This window comes from Gordonia aurantiaca, assembly GCF_039939235.1.
Taxonomy (GTDB): Bacteria; Actinomycetota; Actinomycetes; order Mycobacteriales; family Mycobacteriaceae; genus Gordonia.
In genome coordinates, this window is sequence record NZ_JBDUUF010000001.1 from 547,262 (window position 1) to 561,623 (window position 14,362).

General features: G+C 69.6%; 14 protein-coding genes. 7 read left to right on the forward strand and 7 right to left on the reverse strand.

The window, feature by feature from the left end; genetic code table 11:
- Positions 1-201 precede the first annotated feature (201 nt).
- From purL to ABFT43_RS02515, 3 genes are all read left to right on the forward strand, one after another.
- The gene (gene purL, locus ABFT43_RS02505) at positions 202-2,532 is read left to right on the forward strand and encodes a phosphoribosylformylglycinamidine synthase subunit PurL (RefSeq protein ID WP_347958815.1); all 2,331 of its coding nucleotides are present in this window, start codon (positions 202-204) and stop codon (positions 2,530-2,532) included.
- Positions 2,533-2,656: 124 nt separating this feature from the next.
- Complete coding sequence (locus ABFT43_RS02510) at positions 2,657-3,025, forward strand: CD225/dispanin family protein (RefSeq protein WP_347958816.1); 369 nt, start codon at positions 2,657-2,659, stop codon at positions 3,023-3,025.
- Positions 3,026-3,053: 28 nt separating this feature from the next.
- The gene (locus tag ABFT43_RS02515) at positions 3,054-3,470 is read left to right on the forward strand and encodes a DUF2752 domain-containing protein (protein ID WP_347958817.1); all 417 of its coding nucleotides are present in this window, start codon (positions 3,054-3,056) and stop codon (positions 3,468-3,470) included.
- Here ABFT43_RS02515 and ABFT43_RS02520 read toward each other — a convergent pair.
- Together ABFT43_RS02520 and ABFT43_RS02525 are read right to left on the reverse strand one after the other, a co-directional pair.
- Positions 3,459-4,412 (reverse strand): glycerophosphodiester phosphodiesterase, encoded by a 954-nt coding sequence (locus tag ABFT43_RS02520; RefSeq protein ID WP_347958818.1) that lies wholly within the window; start codon positions 4,410-4,412, stop codon positions 3,459-3,461. The two genes, ABFT43_RS02515 and ABFT43_RS02520, sit on opposite strands and share 12 nt — an antisense overlap.
- A 13-nt stretch (positions 4,413-4,425) precedes the next feature.
- On the reverse strand, positions 4,426-4,857 hold the full coding sequence (locus tag ABFT43_RS02525) for a GNAT family N-acetyltransferase (protein WP_347958819.1): 432 nt from the start codon (positions 4,855-4,857) through the stop codon (positions 4,426-4,428).
- Between the two features lie 87 nt (positions 4,858-4,944).
- Between ABFT43_RS02525 and ABFT43_RS02530 the strand changes: the two genes are divergently transcribed.
- A complete protein-coding gene (locus tag ABFT43_RS02530; protein ID WP_347958820.1) occupies positions 4,945-6,039 on the forward strand; it encodes an NAD(P)H-dependent amine dehydrogenase family protein in 1,095 nt (364 codons plus the stop codon).
- Between the two features lie 85 nt (positions 6,040-6,124).
- Here the strand turns inward: ABFT43_RS02530 and ABFT43_RS02535 are convergent, their stop codons facing one another.
- Positions 6,125-6,922 carry an NADPH-dependent oxidoreductase gene (locus tag ABFT43_RS02535; RefSeq protein WP_347958821.1) on the reverse strand — a complete coding sequence of 266 codons (798 nt, stop codon included), beginning with the start codon at positions 6,920-6,922 and terminating at the stop codon, positions 6,125-6,127.
- Between the two features lie 96 nt (positions 6,923-7,018).
- Positions 7,019-8,527 carry a glutamate--cysteine ligase gene (locus ABFT43_RS02540; RefSeq protein WP_347958822.1) on the reverse strand — a complete coding sequence of 503 codons (1,509 nt, stop codon included), beginning with the start codon at positions 8,525-8,527 and terminating at the stop codon, positions 7,019-7,021.
- 46 nt (positions 8,528-8,573) lie between these two features.
- Here ABFT43_RS02540 and ABFT43_RS02545 point away from each other — a divergent pair, with 46 nt between their 5' ends.
- The 3 genes from ABFT43_RS02545 to purM all read left to right on the forward strand — a co-directional run bounded on the left by ABFT43_RS02545 (position 8,574) and on the right by purM (position 11,910).
- Positions 8,574-8,972: a sterol carrier family protein gene (locus ABFT43_RS02545; RefSeq protein WP_347958823.1), complete on the forward strand. Its 399-nt coding sequence runs from the start codon at positions 8,574-8,576 to the stop codon at positions 8,970-8,972.
- A 153-nt stretch (positions 8,973-9,125) separates the two neighbouring features.
- On the forward strand, positions 9,126-10,724 hold the full coding sequence (purF, locus tag ABFT43_RS02550; RefSeq protein ID WP_347958824.1) for an amidophosphoribosyltransferase: 1,599 nt from the start codon (positions 9,126-9,128) through the stop codon (positions 10,722-10,724).
- Positions 10,725-10,809: 85 nt separating this feature from the next.
- Positions 10,810-11,910 carry a phosphoribosylformylglycinamidine cyclo-ligase gene (purM, locus tag ABFT43_RS02555; protein ID WP_347958825.1) on the forward strand — a complete coding sequence of 367 codons (1,101 nt, stop codon included), beginning with the start codon at positions 10,810-10,812 and terminating at the stop codon, positions 11,908-11,910.
- 281 nt (positions 11,911-12,191) lie between these two features.
- On the opposite strand, the gene ABFT43_RS02560 is transcribed toward purM, so the two are convergent.
- From ABFT43_RS02560 to ygfZ, 3 genes are all read right to left on the reverse strand, one after another.
- Positions 12,192-12,368 (reverse strand): DUF3073 domain-containing protein, encoded by a 177-nt coding sequence (locus ABFT43_RS02560; RefSeq protein WP_347958826.1) that lies wholly within the window; start codon positions 12,366-12,368, stop codon positions 12,192-12,194.
- A gap of 94 nt (positions 12,369-12,462) precedes the next feature.
- Positions 12,463-13,140 (reverse strand): MOSC domain-containing protein, encoded by a 678-nt coding sequence (locus tag ABFT43_RS02565; RefSeq protein ID WP_347958827.1) that lies wholly within the window; start codon positions 13,138-13,140, stop codon positions 12,463-12,465.
- A 3-nt stretch (positions 13,141-13,143) separates the two neighbouring features.
- Positions 13,144-14,319, reverse strand: a complete 1,176-nt coding sequence (gene ygfZ, locus ABFT43_RS02570) for a CAF17-like 4Fe-4S cluster assembly/insertion protein YgfZ (RefSeq protein ID WP_347958828.1) — start codon at positions 14,317-14,319, stop codon at positions 13,144-13,146.
- Positions 14,320-14,362: the final 43 nt, after the last annotated feature.

A 14,362-nucleotide genomic window follows, 5' to 3' on the forward strand; every position in this document is an offset into this window, starting at 1 on the left:
CCCCCGTCGCTCGTAAGAAGTCGTCACACGCGTCCTCGGTCGGCGGGCCCATCCCACCCCGTGCCCGCCGGGACACACCGTGCAGCTCAGGCCAACAGACTATCGGTAGATGCCGGTGGGGTCGGCGACTGATCTCCCCAGCCCAGAGCCTCTGACCGCCCCGTCGGCCGTCCCGCCCGGGCCACGCCTAGACTGGTCAAGGTGAGTGCCCAGGTGGATACCGTCTCAGCCGCTGCCCAGACCCCGGACCATCCGCAACCGTTCCGCGAGCTCGGTCTCAAGGACGACGAGTACGCGCGCATCCGCGAGATCCTCGGCCGTCGGCCCACCGACGCCGAACTCGCCATGTACTCGGTGATGTGGTCGGAGCACTGCAGCTACAAGTCGTCGAAGGTCCACCTGCGCTACTTCGGTGAGACCACCACCGACGAGATGCGCGCGAGCATGCTGGCCGGCATCGGCGAGAACGCCGGCGTCGTCGACATCGGCGACGGCTGGGCGGTCACCTTCAAGGTCGAGTCGCACAACCACCCGAGCTACGTCGAGCCCTATCAGGGCGCGGCCACCGGCGTGGGCGGTATCGTCCGCGACATCATGGCGATGGGCGCGCGCCCGGTCGCGGTGATGGATCAGCTCCGCTTCGGCGCGGCCGACGCCCCCGACACCCGCCGCGTTCTCGACGGCGTGGTGCGCGGCATCGGTGGCTACGGCAACTCCCTGGGCCTGCCCAACATCGGCGGCGAGACCGTCTTCGACGCCAGCTACGCCGGCAACCCGCTGGTCAACGCGCTGTGCGCCGGAGTGCTGCGTGTCGAGGACCTGCATCTGGCCTTCGCCTCGGGCACCGGCAACAAGATCATCCTGTTCGGCGCCCGCACCGGCCTCGACGGTATCGGCGGCGTGTCCGTGCTCGCGTCGGAGACCTTCGACGACGTGGACGCCGGGAGCGAGGCGAGCGGGTCCGATGATGCAGCGAGGACTCGTCCTGGTCGCAAGAAGCTCCCGAGCGTGCAGGTCGGCGACCCGTTCACCGAGAAGGTCCTCATCGAGTGCTGCCTCGAGTTGTACAAGGCCGGTCTGGTGGTCGGCATCCAGGACCTCGGTGGCGCCGGCCTCTCGTGTGCGACAAGCGAGCTCGCGGCGGCCGGTGACGGCGGCATGCACATCGACCTGGAGAAGGTGCCGACCCGCGCCGAGGGCATGACCCCGGCCGAGGTGCTCTCCAGCGAGTCGCAGGAACGCATGTGCGCGGTCGTCAAGCCGGAGAACGTCGACGCCTTCCTCGAGGTCTGCCGCAAGTGGGACGTCCTCGCGACCGTCATCGGCGAGGTCACCGACGGTGACCGCCTGGTCATCGACTGGCATGGCGAGACCGTCGTCGACGTGCCGCCGCGCACCGTCGCCCACGACGGCCCGGTCTACGAGCGCCCGGTCGCCCGGCCGGAGTGGCAGGACACCGTCATCGCGTCGACCACCGAGCCGCTGCAGCGCCCGAGCACCCCGGATCAGCTGCGGGAGACGCTGCTGCAGATGCTCGCCAGCCCGGCGCTGTGCAGCCGCAAGTTCATCACCGAGCAGTACGACCGCTACGTGCGCGGCAACACCGTCCTCGCCGAGCACGCCGACTCGGGCATGATCCGCATCGACGAGGAGACCGGCCGCGGCATCGCGCTGGCCACCGACGCGTCGGGCCGCTACACCTTCCTCGACCCGTACCGGGGCGCGCAGCTCGCGCTGGCCGAGGCCTACCGGAACGTCGCGGTCTCGGGTGCCACCCCGAAGGCGGTCACCAACTGTCTCAACTTCGGTTCGCCCGAGGACCCGGCCGTGATGTGGCAGTTCCAGCAGGCCGTGCGCGGTCTCGCCGACGGCTGTGCGCAGCTGGGCATCCCGGTCACCGGCGGCAACGTCAGCTTCTACAACCAGACCGGTTCGACCCCGATCCTGCCGACCCCGGTGGTCGGTGTGCTCGGCGTCATCGACGACGTGCGCCGGCGCATCCCGACCGGTTTCGGCACCGAACCCGGCGAGACGCTGATCCTGCTCGGCGAGACCCGCGACGAGTTCGACGGCTCGATCTGGGCGCAGGTCGCCTACGACCACCTCGGTGGTGTGCCCCCGGAGGTAGATCTCGAGCGCGAGCGCCTGCTCGCAGAGATCCTGACCGCCGCCTCGCGAGACGGACTGGTCTCGGCCGCACACGACCTCAGCGAAGGCGGCCTGATCCAGGCCGTCGTCGAGTCGGCGCTCGCCGGTGAGACCGGATGCCGGGTCCTCCTGCCCGAGGACGCCGATCCGTTCGTGTGGCTGTTCTCCGAGTCGGCAGGCCGTGTGCTGGTGGCGGTGCCGCGTACCGAGGAGTCGCGCTTCGTCGCGATGCTCGACGTCCGCGGCATGCCGTGGACCCGTATCGGTGTGGTGGACCAGGGTAGCGACTCGGTCGAGGTCCAGGACTACTTCTCGGTGCCGCTGACCGAGCTGCGCGAGGTGCACGAGTCGACGCTGCCGCGTCTGTTCGGCGACGCCGTCTAGGAGGCCACGCCCGTGTATGTCGCCCGTGTATGTCATTGGAAGCAATCTGTTTTCCGGACGCGGCTGATCGGGTGGTCGCCGGGTTAGGCTCGCTCTCGTTCTCAGCAGAGTCGAAAGGGCGCAGATGACCTACCCCAACGATCCGAACCAGGCGCCGTACGGCGTGCCCGGTCATGGACAGCCGCCGTACGGCGCATACGCGGGCGGCCCGCCGCCCGGACCCGAACCGGACAACAACCTCGTCTGGGCGATCCTGAGCACGGTGCTGTGTTGCCTGCCGACGGGCATCGTCGCGATCGTCAAGTCCACGTCGGTCAGCAAGCTCTGGGCCGCAGGCGATTTCGCAGGCGCGCAGAAGGCGGCCGACGAGGCCAGGAAGTGGGCCATCTGGGGCGCGGTCGCCGCGGTCGTCCTGTGGATCCTCATAGTGTTGATCTATGTCGTCTTCTTCGTCATCCTCGTCAGCGCCGCCGCCACCGGCAGCACGTACTGACCGTTTCGCCGGGCCTTTTCTCGGTCGGGTGGCGGCTCTCTCCGCGCATCCGGCACTCGGTCCGGCGACGGTGGTTGCCGGAGTCGGGATCTGTTGCACCGCAGTCTGGTTCGGCGATCCGACCACGCCCGGCGGGGTGCTGCCGGCGTGTCCGACCAAACTGCTGCTGCACATCACGTGTCCCGGTTGCGGATCACAGCGGGCGCTCTACTCGCTCCTGCACGGCGACCTGCCGGCCGCGTTGCACTACAACGCACTCGCGGTCGTCGCGATGGCGTTGCTGCTCTCGAGCTTCGGCGCCTACTGTGCGCGGCTGTGGACCGGTCGTCGGATCCGCGGATGGCACAACATGCGTTGGTCGGCGGTCGTCGTCCTCGTCGTCGTCCTGGTCTGGTTCGCGGTCCGCAACATCCCGGTGGAACCGTTCTGGTCGTTACACGTCTGACCGGCCCCGGCCGGTGGTGCGCCTCACCCAGCGGACCAGTCGTGATCCGGAACCGGCCGCAGGCCGAGATGTCACGTCGCCAATGCGCTCGAAGTCGATCGCGGCGACCGACTCCGGGTCGTCGGTGGTGATCTGGTCTACCCGCAACTCCAGCAGCCGCCTGATGTCCGGGAGCACCCGCGGTTCGACCCAGGTGACGGTGTAGCCGTCGACCCTGCGGCCATGCGAGCGGAATGCGCCCACGAGGTCGAATCCGCGGCGGTCGGCCGCGAGGATCAAGCGGTTCTCCAGGTAGATCATCTCGGCGTCCGGGGAGGCCGTCAGGGCGCGGTCGACGAAACCCGCGAAGTCCCCGGAGCGGATCGCGGCGTCGGCAGCCCCCTGATGGCAGGGGTCGTAGCCGACGCGGATGCCCGGGGCCGCCGACGTCAGCCGCCGCACGGCCGCCGCGTCCCCGCAGGACAGGATGTAGTGCGGCGCGAACGGGGCGACGCTGTCGGCGAAGATCTCCACCGCGCGGTCGTCGAGTGCGGCGTCGTTCTCCTTGAAGTCGAGTTGCAGCAGTGCATCCGGGGCGATGGCGAGGCCGGTGAACAGGTCGGTGAGGTCCTCGAGCAGCAGGACGCGTTCGTCGATCGGTCGGCCGCGGTTGTCCAGCAGCGACTGTCGGCGCAGGTACGACGCGGGCAGTGCGGAGATCGCACCGGAACCGGTGGTGGCGCGGTCGATGCGGCGGTCGTGCAGGACGGCGAAACCGCGTCCGGCGTGGATCACCAGGTCGACCTCGATCGACGCGCCGACCCGCATGCCCTCGACGATCCGCGATGCGGTGAACGCCGGGTCGTCGGCGCGCCGGCGTCCCCGATGCCACTTGAGCATCGTCCGGTGGCCGTGGAAGTCGATGGCGACGGGTGCCGTCGACGCTGAGGGGGACTCGGGCATCGTCGTGCGGTGCTCAGCCCTGCTTCTTCAGCCAGGCGAGCACGTCCGGTGTGGCGGGGTGCGAGTCCTCGGCGTAGTCCGGGTGCTTCTCGAGGAAGGCGGCGACGAGCGGGCACACCCCGACGATGACGAGGCCGCGGGCCCGTGCGTCGTCGAGGGCCTCGCGCACCAGGATCGTGGCGAGTCCACGACCGCCGAACGCCCCGTCGACCTCGGTGTGGAAGAAGATCCGCTCGGTTCGCGACTCACCACCGGTCTCCGCGGCGGCGGTGCGGTCGCGATACTCGGTGAAACCCGCGACGATGCCCGCCCCGTTGGCCGTGCCGACCGGTGCCGATTCGTCCGGTGACGATTCGTGGGGCGCCTCGTAGACGCTGATCTCGTAACGGCGTGCGGCCGGGTTGTCCGCGACGGCCGTCAGTGCTCCGGTCTTGTCCGTGGTCACGAAGGGCAGTCTGCCACCCGTCGGGCGAACCGACCAGGTTCTGCCGAACCCGCGTCGAACTCCTGGAACGTGTTCTACTTTGAGATCATGGCTCTACGTGTGGTCGAGTGGTCGACCGGAACGGTCGGCAGGCATGCGATCGCGGGGATCGACGCCCACCCCGAGCTCGAACTGGTGGGCGTCTGGGTGTCCAACCCCGAGAAGGCGGGCCGGGATGCGGGCGAACTCGCCGGGCTCGACCGGGAGCTCGGTGTCACCGCGACGACCGACCGGGATGTGCTGATCGCGCTGAAACCCGACTGCGTCGTGCACACCGCGATGACCGACGACCGGGTCATGGAGTCGATCGAGGACCTGATCTTCTTCCTGGAGAACGGGATCAACGTGGTGTCGAGCGGGCCGGTGGTGCTGCAGTTCCCGTTCGGGATCCTGCCCGAGTCGCTGCTCGAGCGGATCGCGCGGGCCGGTGCGGCCGGCGGCGCCAGCCTGCACGTCAACGGCATCGACCCGGGATTCGCGAACGACGTTCTGCCGCTGTCCATGACGAGCCTCTCGCAGCGGGTCGACGAGGTGCGCTGCCAGGAGATCGCCGACTACTCCACGTACTATCAGCCGGTCGTGATGCGCGACCTCTTCGGTTTCGGGCAGCCGATGGACACCACGCCGCTGCTGCTGTCGCCCGGAATCCTGTCGATGGGATGGGGATCGGTGGTGCGACAGATCGCCACCGGACTCGGCGTCACCCTCGACGAGCCCCTCGTGGAACGGGTGGAGCGCGTCCCGGCCGACCGCGACTACTCGACGGCGTCCGTCGAGATCCCCGAGGGCACCATGGCGGCGCTGCGATTCGAGGTCGTCGGACAGGTCGATGGCGTGGATCGCATTGTGCTGGAGCACTATACGCGCACCCACCCCGAGCAATGCCCGGACTGGCCACGGCCGGCCGACGGCGACGGCTGCTACCGCATCCTGATCTCCGGCGAGCCCGAGATGGCGGTCGAGTTCGGCCACCACGGCGAGCGCGGCGACCACAACGTCTCCGGCATGATCGTCACCGCGATGCGCCTGGTGAACTCGGTCCCCGCGGTGGTGGAGGCCGAGCCGGGGCTGGTGACCGCGCTGGACCTGCCGCTCATCACCGGACGGGGGTTGGTGGCAGGGGTGCGGTCGGCCGTGCACTAGCGACTCTCGCCGGCACGATCCACGGGCGGGAGGTGCTGCGGATCGTGCCGACGGGGTGCGGCGCGGTTCTGCGCCGTCGGGAGTACTACCGGGACGGCAGGCCGCGCGCCCGCAGATGTGCCCGGAGTTCCTCGCGGCCGTGCAACGACTCCACCCCGGCCAGGCGCGCCAGCACGCGCGAACTCCAGTCGCCGTCGAGACCGTGGCGCCGGTTGTACGCCGCGAGCGCCTCGTCGTAGGCGGGCAGGTGGGAGTCCGCGGCGTCGGCGTCATAGGTCTCGTGATGCAGGACGGCCCGCTGGGGGAGGCGGGGCTTGATCCCCGCGGACTCGGTGGGATCCGGTGTGCCGATGGCGAGGCCGAAGGTCGCGACGGTGTGGTCGGGGAGCCCGAGCTCGGTGGCCACCTCGAGAGGGTTGTTTCGGATCCCTCCGACGAAAACCGTTCCCAGGCCGAGGGATTCGGCAGCCACCACCGCATTCTGGGCGGCCAGCGCGGTGTCCACGAACCCGATGATCGTCGTTTCCAGATAGTCGGTCGCCCTGAGCGTCGCGTCATTGCGGGCGGCGATGCGGTGGGCCCGGCCGAGGTCGGCGATCCACACCAGGAACAGGGGTGCCCGCGCGATGAAGCCCTGATTTCCGGCCAGGGTGGCCAGTCGTGACCTGCGGGCGGGGTCGCGGACCGCGATCACGCTCCAGGGCTGGAGATTCGAGGACGTCGGCGCGGACTGGGCCGCCGCGATGATCGCGTGAAGCGTGTCGTCGGTGACCGGGTCGGGCAGGAATCTCCGGACCGACCGGTGTGCGAGTTGCACTGCGAGAACGTCGTTCACGAGGTCGAGGGTCGCGGCGGGGTCGGCGTACCGCTCGGCGATCGTCATCGGGCGGCGGGGGATGGGCGTCGATTCATGGGGTCGAGGATCTCGCCGGACGGGTCGCAGACGCAACTTCCACGCGCACCGTGGGCGAAAAACGTGTCACACATCCCAGGTGTGCACCGGCTCGCCCTCGTGCATGAGGGTGATGTAGTCGGCGAGCATGCCGCGCAACGCGTCCGAACGGCTCTCCCCGGCACTCTCCCGGGCGGCGACGGCCTCGCGCTGCCACACCGACCCGGTGCGCCGTGTGATGCATCGCCCCTCGATCACCGACAGGTACCGCTTGCGGGCCTTGTCGGAGACGCCGTAGGAGCGCAGCCCCTTCTCGGCGAGTACCAGCAGCCGCCGCAGCACCAGTTCGTCCGGGCGCACCCAGCCGACGTCCGGCCAGTACAGCTGCGATTCCATGCCGAAATGGGCGCCCGACTGCAGGTTCTCGGCGGCGGCGTTGAACGACATCTGCGACCAGAGTGGCCGGTCGGCCTCCACCAGGCCGCGGACCACTCCGTAGTAGAACGCCGCGTTGGCCATCGTGTCGACGACCGTCGGTCCGGCCGGCAGCACCCGGTTCTCGACTCGCAGGTGCGCGTGTCCCTCGTGGATGTCGTAGACCGGCCGGTTCCAGCGGTAGACGGTGCCGTTGTGCAGGCGGAGCTCGTCGAGGGTGGGGATGCGGCCGGCGTCGAGCTCGGCGAGCGGGTCGACGTCGGTGGAGACCGGCAGCAGCGCCGGGTAGTAGCGGATGTTCTCCTCGAACAGGTCGAAGATGGTGTTGATCCAGCGCTCGCCGAACCACACCCGGGGCCGCACGCCCTGGTTCTTCAGCTCCAGGGGGCGGGTGTCGGTGGCCTGCTCGAAGACCGGGATGCGGCTCTCGTGCCACAGCGCGGTCTCGGCGAGGAAGGGGGAGTTCCCGGCCAGCGCGACCTGGACCCCGGCGATGGCCTGGGCGGCGTTCCAGTGCGCGGCAAAGTCTTCCGGCGCCACCCGCAGGTGCAGCTGGAGGGAGGTGCAGGCGGCCTCGGGCAGGATCGAGTCGGTCGAGGTGTGCAGGCGCTCGATCTGATGGTCGTCGTCGAGTGGGATGCCGGTGATGTCGATCTCCAGGTCCTCGCCGCGGGCCGCGAAGATCTGCTGGTTCAGCAGGTCGTAGCGTGGGTTCGCTGAGATCCATTGGTGGGCAAAGTGTTCGGCCGTCAGCGTGGGCAGCATCCCGATCATCACGAGATGGTTGTCGGTCCGCGCGGCGCGCTCCTCGGCGCGGTTGAGCGACGTTCGCAGCGCCTGTTCCAGCGAGATCGTGTCGTCGGTGGTGAACGGACGCGGCGAGACGTTGATCTCGATGTTGAACTGGCCGAGTTCGGTCTGGTAGTCGGGATCGGCGATCGCGTCGAGGACCGTGGCGTTGGCCATCGCCGGACGCAACTGATCGTCGACGAGATTGAGTTCCACCTCCATGCCGAGCAACGGCTCGGGCGGCCGGCCCTGGTCGGTGAACAGCCCGTCGGCGAGCATTCGGGCGATGGCGTCCGTGCCCCGGCTGACCTGCCGCCGGAACCGCACGCGGTCCTCACCCGTGAACTCCTGCCTGCTCACCTCCGCGCCCATGGACACATAGTGCCCCAAAACGGGCGTGATGAAGCCTGTTGCAAAGATGTCTGACGTGGCTGTGCGCAAGAAAGTGGATCCGGCGGAGGTCCGGGCGGCGGTGCTCGCCGTCGCGGACTGGCTCGCCGATCCCTCGGCGCCCGCGCCGTCGCGGCCCCTGCTCGCCGCTGCGGTCCGCGGCACCGCGCGGACGATCGAGCAGCTCGCGCCGGGTAACTCGGTCGAGCTGCGCGTCCCGCCGTTCGTCGCCGTCCAGTGCATCGAGGGCCCGCGCCACACCCGCGGCACCCCGCCCAATGTCGTCGAGACCGATCCACGGACCTGGCTGCTGCTGGTCACCGGCCGGCTGACGTTCGACGACGCGGTCGCCGCCGGGTCGGTCGACGCGTCCGGCCACCGGGCCGGGCTGGTGGCCGATCTGTTGCCGCTCGTCCCGCTCAGGTGAGTGTGTTCCGTCACTGATCCGCACTGACGTGGAACAACTCTCCGTCGCGCGCCGCTGCAAGATTCGCTATGCGAGGCAACGGCCACGTAAACTCGCGTTTGTCTCCCAGCACGTAGACGTGTCATCCGATCGCAGCCCCAGGGGAGCTAGTCGATGCCTGATCATTCGATCGCCAACATGAACCTGCTCGCTCCCATGGGACAGGCGGGATGCGCCGCCGGCGGGTGCGCGCCGAAGCCGGCGCCGCTGGACGAATCCGAGAACGAACCCCGCGAGGAATGCGGCGTGTTCGGTGTCTGGGCACCGGGGGAGGACGTCGCCAAGCTGACCTACTACGGCCTCTACGCACTGCAGCATCGCGGTCAGGAGGCGGCGGGCATCGCCGTCGGTGACGGCAGCCAGGTCGTCGTCTTCAAGGACCTGGGCCTGGTCAGTCAGGTCTTCGACGAGCAGACGCTGGGTGCGATGAACGGACACGTCGCCGTCGGCCACTGTCGTTACTCGACGACCGGGTCGACCACCTGGGAGAACTCGCAGCCGATCTTCCGCACCACCGACGCCGGGACCGGCGTCGCGCTCGGGCACAACGGCAACCTCGTCAACACTGCCGAACTGGCTGCGCGCGCCCGCGAGAAGGGCATCAAGAGCTCCGCTGCCACCTCGGACTCCGACGTCGTCGGCGCGCTGCTCGCGCACGGCGCAGCCGACAGCTCGATCGAGCAGGCCGCACTCGAGCTGCTGCCCACCCTCAAGGGCGCCTTCTGCCTCACGTTCATGGACGAGCACACGCTGTACGCCGCGCGCGATCCCCACGGGGTTCGTCCGCTGTCGCTCGGTCGTCTCGACCGCGGCTGGGTCGTCGCGTCGGAGACCGCGGCCCTCGACATCGTCGGCGCCTCCTTCGTCCGCGACATCGAGCCCGGTGAGCTGCTCGCCATCGACGCCGACGGCGTGCGCTCCCAGCGCTTCGCCGAACCGACGCCGGCCGGCTGTGTCTTCGAGTACGTGTACCTCGCCCGTCCCGACTCGGTGATCCACGGCCGTTCGGTGCATTCGGCCCGCGTCGACATCGGCCGACGCCTGGCGCGCGAGCACCCGGCCGAGGGCGACCTGGTGATCCCGGTGCCCGAGTCGGGTGTCCCGGCCGCCGTCGGCTTCGCCCAGGAATCGGGCATCCCGTACGGCCAGGGCCTGATGAAGAACGCCTATGTGGGTCGCACCTTCATCCAGCCGTCGCAGACGATCCGCCAGCTCGGCATCCGGCTCAAGCTGAACCCGCTGCGCGAGGTGATCCGCGGCAAGCGGCTCGTCGTGGTGGACGACTCGATCGTCCGCGGCAACACCCAGCGCGCCCTCATCCGCATGCTGCGCGAGGCCGGCGCCGCCGAGGTGCATGTGCGCATCGCGTCGAGCCCGGTGCGCTGGCCCTGCTTCTACGGCATCGACTTCGCCTCCCCGGCCGAACTCATCGCCAACGGCATGGAGTCCGAGGAGGGGATGGTCGAGGGCGTGCGACAGGCCATCGGCGCCGATTCGCTGGGCTACATCAGCATCGACGAGATGATCGCCGCGACCGAACAGCCCGCGTCGTCGCTGTGCGCCGCCTGCTTCGACGGCAACTATCCGATCGAGCTGCCCAAGGAGAGCTCCCTGGGCAAGGCGGTGCTCGAGCAGATGCTCGCGGCCGCCGGGGACGGGGTCGACCCGCTGACGAAGCCCAACGACAACGTCAGCGCAGTCATGCGTCCCTGAATCCGGGGAAAGTGCACTCCGGTACCGTGTGATCCGTCGGCGAACACGCCGAGAACGACTTTTCGACCAAGGGGTGCTTGCGGAGATGACGGAGCGGGATGCGGCTGCCGAGGAGACGACGGGCGCTACGCCGCCGGCGTCCTATGCGGCGGCCGGAGTCGACATCGACGCCGGTGAGCGGGCGGTGGAACTCATCACTCCGCACGCGAAGCGGGCGTCACGTCCCGAGGTCCTCGGCGGGATCGGCGGTTTCTCCGGCCTGTTCGCGCTGAAGGGCAACTACCGGGAGCCGGTGCTGGCGGCCGCCAGCGACGGCGTCGGCACCAAGCTCGCCATCGCCCAGGCGATCGACAAGCACGACACCGTCGGTCGCGACCTCGTCGCGATGTGCGTCGACGACCTGGTCGTGTGCGGTGCCGAGCCGTTGTTCCTGCAGGACTACATCGCCGTGGGCAAGGTGGTCCCGGAGACCGTCGCCGAGATCGTGGCCGGTATCGCCGACGGCTGCGTGGACGCCGGTTGTGCGCTGCTGGGCGGCGAGACGGCCGAGCATCCGGGCCTCATGCAGGACGACCACTACGACCTGTCGGCGACCGCCGTGGGCGTCGTCGAGGCCGACGACGTGCTCACCCCCGACCGGGTCCGTGCCGGCGACGTGGTGATCGCGATGGGCTCGTCGGGTCTGCATTCCAACGGCTACTCGCTGGCCCGCAAGGTCCTGCTCGAGTGGGGGCACATGGATCTGCGCGGCCATGTCGAGGAGTTCGGCCGCACCCTGGGTGAGGAGCTGCTCGAACCGACCCGAATCTACGCTCGCGACTGCCTCGCCCTCATCGCCGAGGCGGATGTGCGGACCTTCGCCCACATCACCGGCGGCGGACTGGCCGAGAACCTGGCCCGCGTGATACCGCAGGGACTCGTCGCGGAGCTGGAACGCAACACCTGGACCCCGGCGCCGGTCTTCGCGCTCATCGCCCAGCGCGGTCGCGTCGAGCAGGTGGAGATGGAGCGCACTTTCAACATGGGTGTCGGCATGGTCGCGGTCGTCGCGCCCGAGGACACCGATCGTGCGCAGGCCGTCCTGACCGCCCGGCACGTCGACAACTGGGTCCTGGGCACCATCAAGCGCGCCCCGGATGCCTCCGCCGCACGCGTTACGCTGGTCGGCGAGCACCCGCGCTTCTGAGCTCGCGCCGGACCGCACCGGATCGGAGCACACGACAACGGCGGGGGACCTGGACAAGGTCCCCCGCCGTTGTGCTCGTACTCGTGAAAACCAGTACTCGTGAAATCCGGAAGGTCGTCTTCCCACGGCCACGACCCGACGCGCGCCGGACGATCGCGGTGTCGCGATCGTCCGGCGCGTACGGAAAGATCAACCCGCGTCGCCGCGAGTCCGCTTGAGCGGAGAGGTCGTGGGAAGAGGTCGGGCGCTGTGTGGGGATGCAGCGCCCGGAGTGGAGCGCGTCAGGCGCGGCGCCACTCGTCCTCGTCTGCCCACTCGTCCACCGGATCCGGTCGATCAACCGAGCTGCTCTGCCCGGACAGCTCTCGCTGCAGACGTTCCAGATCGGTGTTCGGTGTGGAGTACTTCAGCTGACGTGCAACCTTCGTCTGCTTTGCCTTTGCCCGGCCGCGGCCCATACGGGACCCCCTCGCACAATGACGGGGCGGCCAAACAGTTTGGCGGCCCCGTTCTCTTGAAGTAATTCTGTCGTGCTGCCAGTCTAGCGCGCCTCTACGAATTGTGTGCCGCGCCCTGCCCTGCCGCGTCGTCGGCGGGCGTCGCCTTGGCGAGGATCCTGGTCGCCTCGCGGCGGACCTTGACCGGCAGATCGTCGTCGGAGAGCAGACTGCGCAGGGCGTCCGGATCGGTTCCGAGGAGTAGATGGCGGGCCGTCACGCCGTGGTCCGGGCGTTGGACCACCTCGACCCAGTCGCCCGCCGCAACCGTTCCTGGATGGAGAACACGCAGGTAGGCGCCGAAATCGGCGCGCCGGAAGAACCTCTTGACCCATTGCGGCTCACCCGCCCAGACCGCGAAGGTCCGACAGGGTACGCGGGGGATGGTGACCTCGAGGAGGAGGCCGTCGTCTCCGACCCGCCACCGCTCGCCGACGAGGGCGCCGGAGACGTCGATCCCGTCGATCCGGAGATTCTCCCCGAACCAACCGTAAGGAAGCTCACGCCCGAGCTCGGCCGACCAGCGTCGCGCCTCCGGTTCGGCGTAGGCGTACACCGCCTGGTCGACGCCGCCGTGGTGTTTGCGGTTGCGCTGGTGATCGGCGGCGAGTCCGAGCTCCCCGACCTCGGCGCGACCGGTCAGCGGACGCTTGTCGATCGCAGACGGACCGATGCCGTCGAGCACGACGTCCCGGCCGGACGCGCACACGGCCACCACGCTTCCGGTGCCCACCGGTCACGCGCCCGGGGTCGAGCCGCTGCGCAGTCGCTCGACGGCGGCGCGTCCGGGCTGGACGTGGTGGTCGTCGCGGACCGAGTCGGGGTCGATCCGGGCGCTCACCGGCTCTTCGGCTCCGGCCGTCAGCTCGATGTCCGCACCGACGTTGCGCTTGACGAGGGCGAGTGCGATGGGACCCCACTCGTAGTGGTCGACGACGGTGCCCAGGCGGCCGACGGTGCGTCCGCCGGCGGTGACCGGGTCGCCGGTCGCGGGTCGCCGGTCGGAGCTGCCGTCCAGATGCAGCAGGACCAGGCGGCGCGGGGCCTTTCCGAGGTTGTGGACGCGCGCCACCGTCTCCTGGCCGCGATAGCAGCCCTTGTCGAGGTGCACCGCGCCCTCGAGGGTGGGATCGCCGATCCAGTCGACCTCGTGGGGGATGGTCCGCTCGTCGGTGTCGGCGCCCAGCCGGGGCCGGCGTGCGGCGACGCGCAGGGCCTCGTACGCCCAGCTGCCCGCGGGACGGGCGCCCGCCTCGGTCAGCGCATCCCACCACCGCAGCAGATCGCCCTCGGGCACCACGACGTCGACGACCGGGAGGTCGCGGTCCTCGCCGAGCGCGGGCATCCGGCGCCAGAACCCGAGCGGCTCGGCCTCGTGGTGGGTCTCGGGCAGGTCGCCGGCCCGGTAGACCTCGGCGTCGGCGGTGATCTCGAGCAGCCCGGCCACCGGCCCGCTCACCGCGCCCGGGCCGACGAGGGTGAAAACCTTCATGTCCTCGCGTGCGACCGGCTCGGCCTTGGTCCAGAAGACCATTTTCTGCAGGAACCCGACGAGCGGCTCGCCGCGGGAGCCCTCGGTGTCGATCCAGGTGACCCCGTCGATGTCGGTGAGGACGAAGTGCTCCTCCACACGCCCGTTGGCGTCGAGGGAGAGGTTCTCCGCGCTGCGGCGGTCGGGGAGCTCGGCGACGTGCTGGCTGGAGATGGTGTGCAGCCAGCTCAGCCGTTCCTGTCCGGACAGCTCGATGACGGCCCGGTCGGAACGGTCGACCACGATCACCCCGCGGGCCGCGGCACGCTGTTCACCGAGTGGATCGCCGAAGTGCCACGGGGTGTCGGTGGAGGAGAAACCTCCGGGACCGGGCACCGCCCCGGACTCGGAATACCTGGTCAGGATGGGTGAACGGCTCACGGGTCGATTCTACGGGTCCGCACGTCGGAGGGGGTGTGCAGCG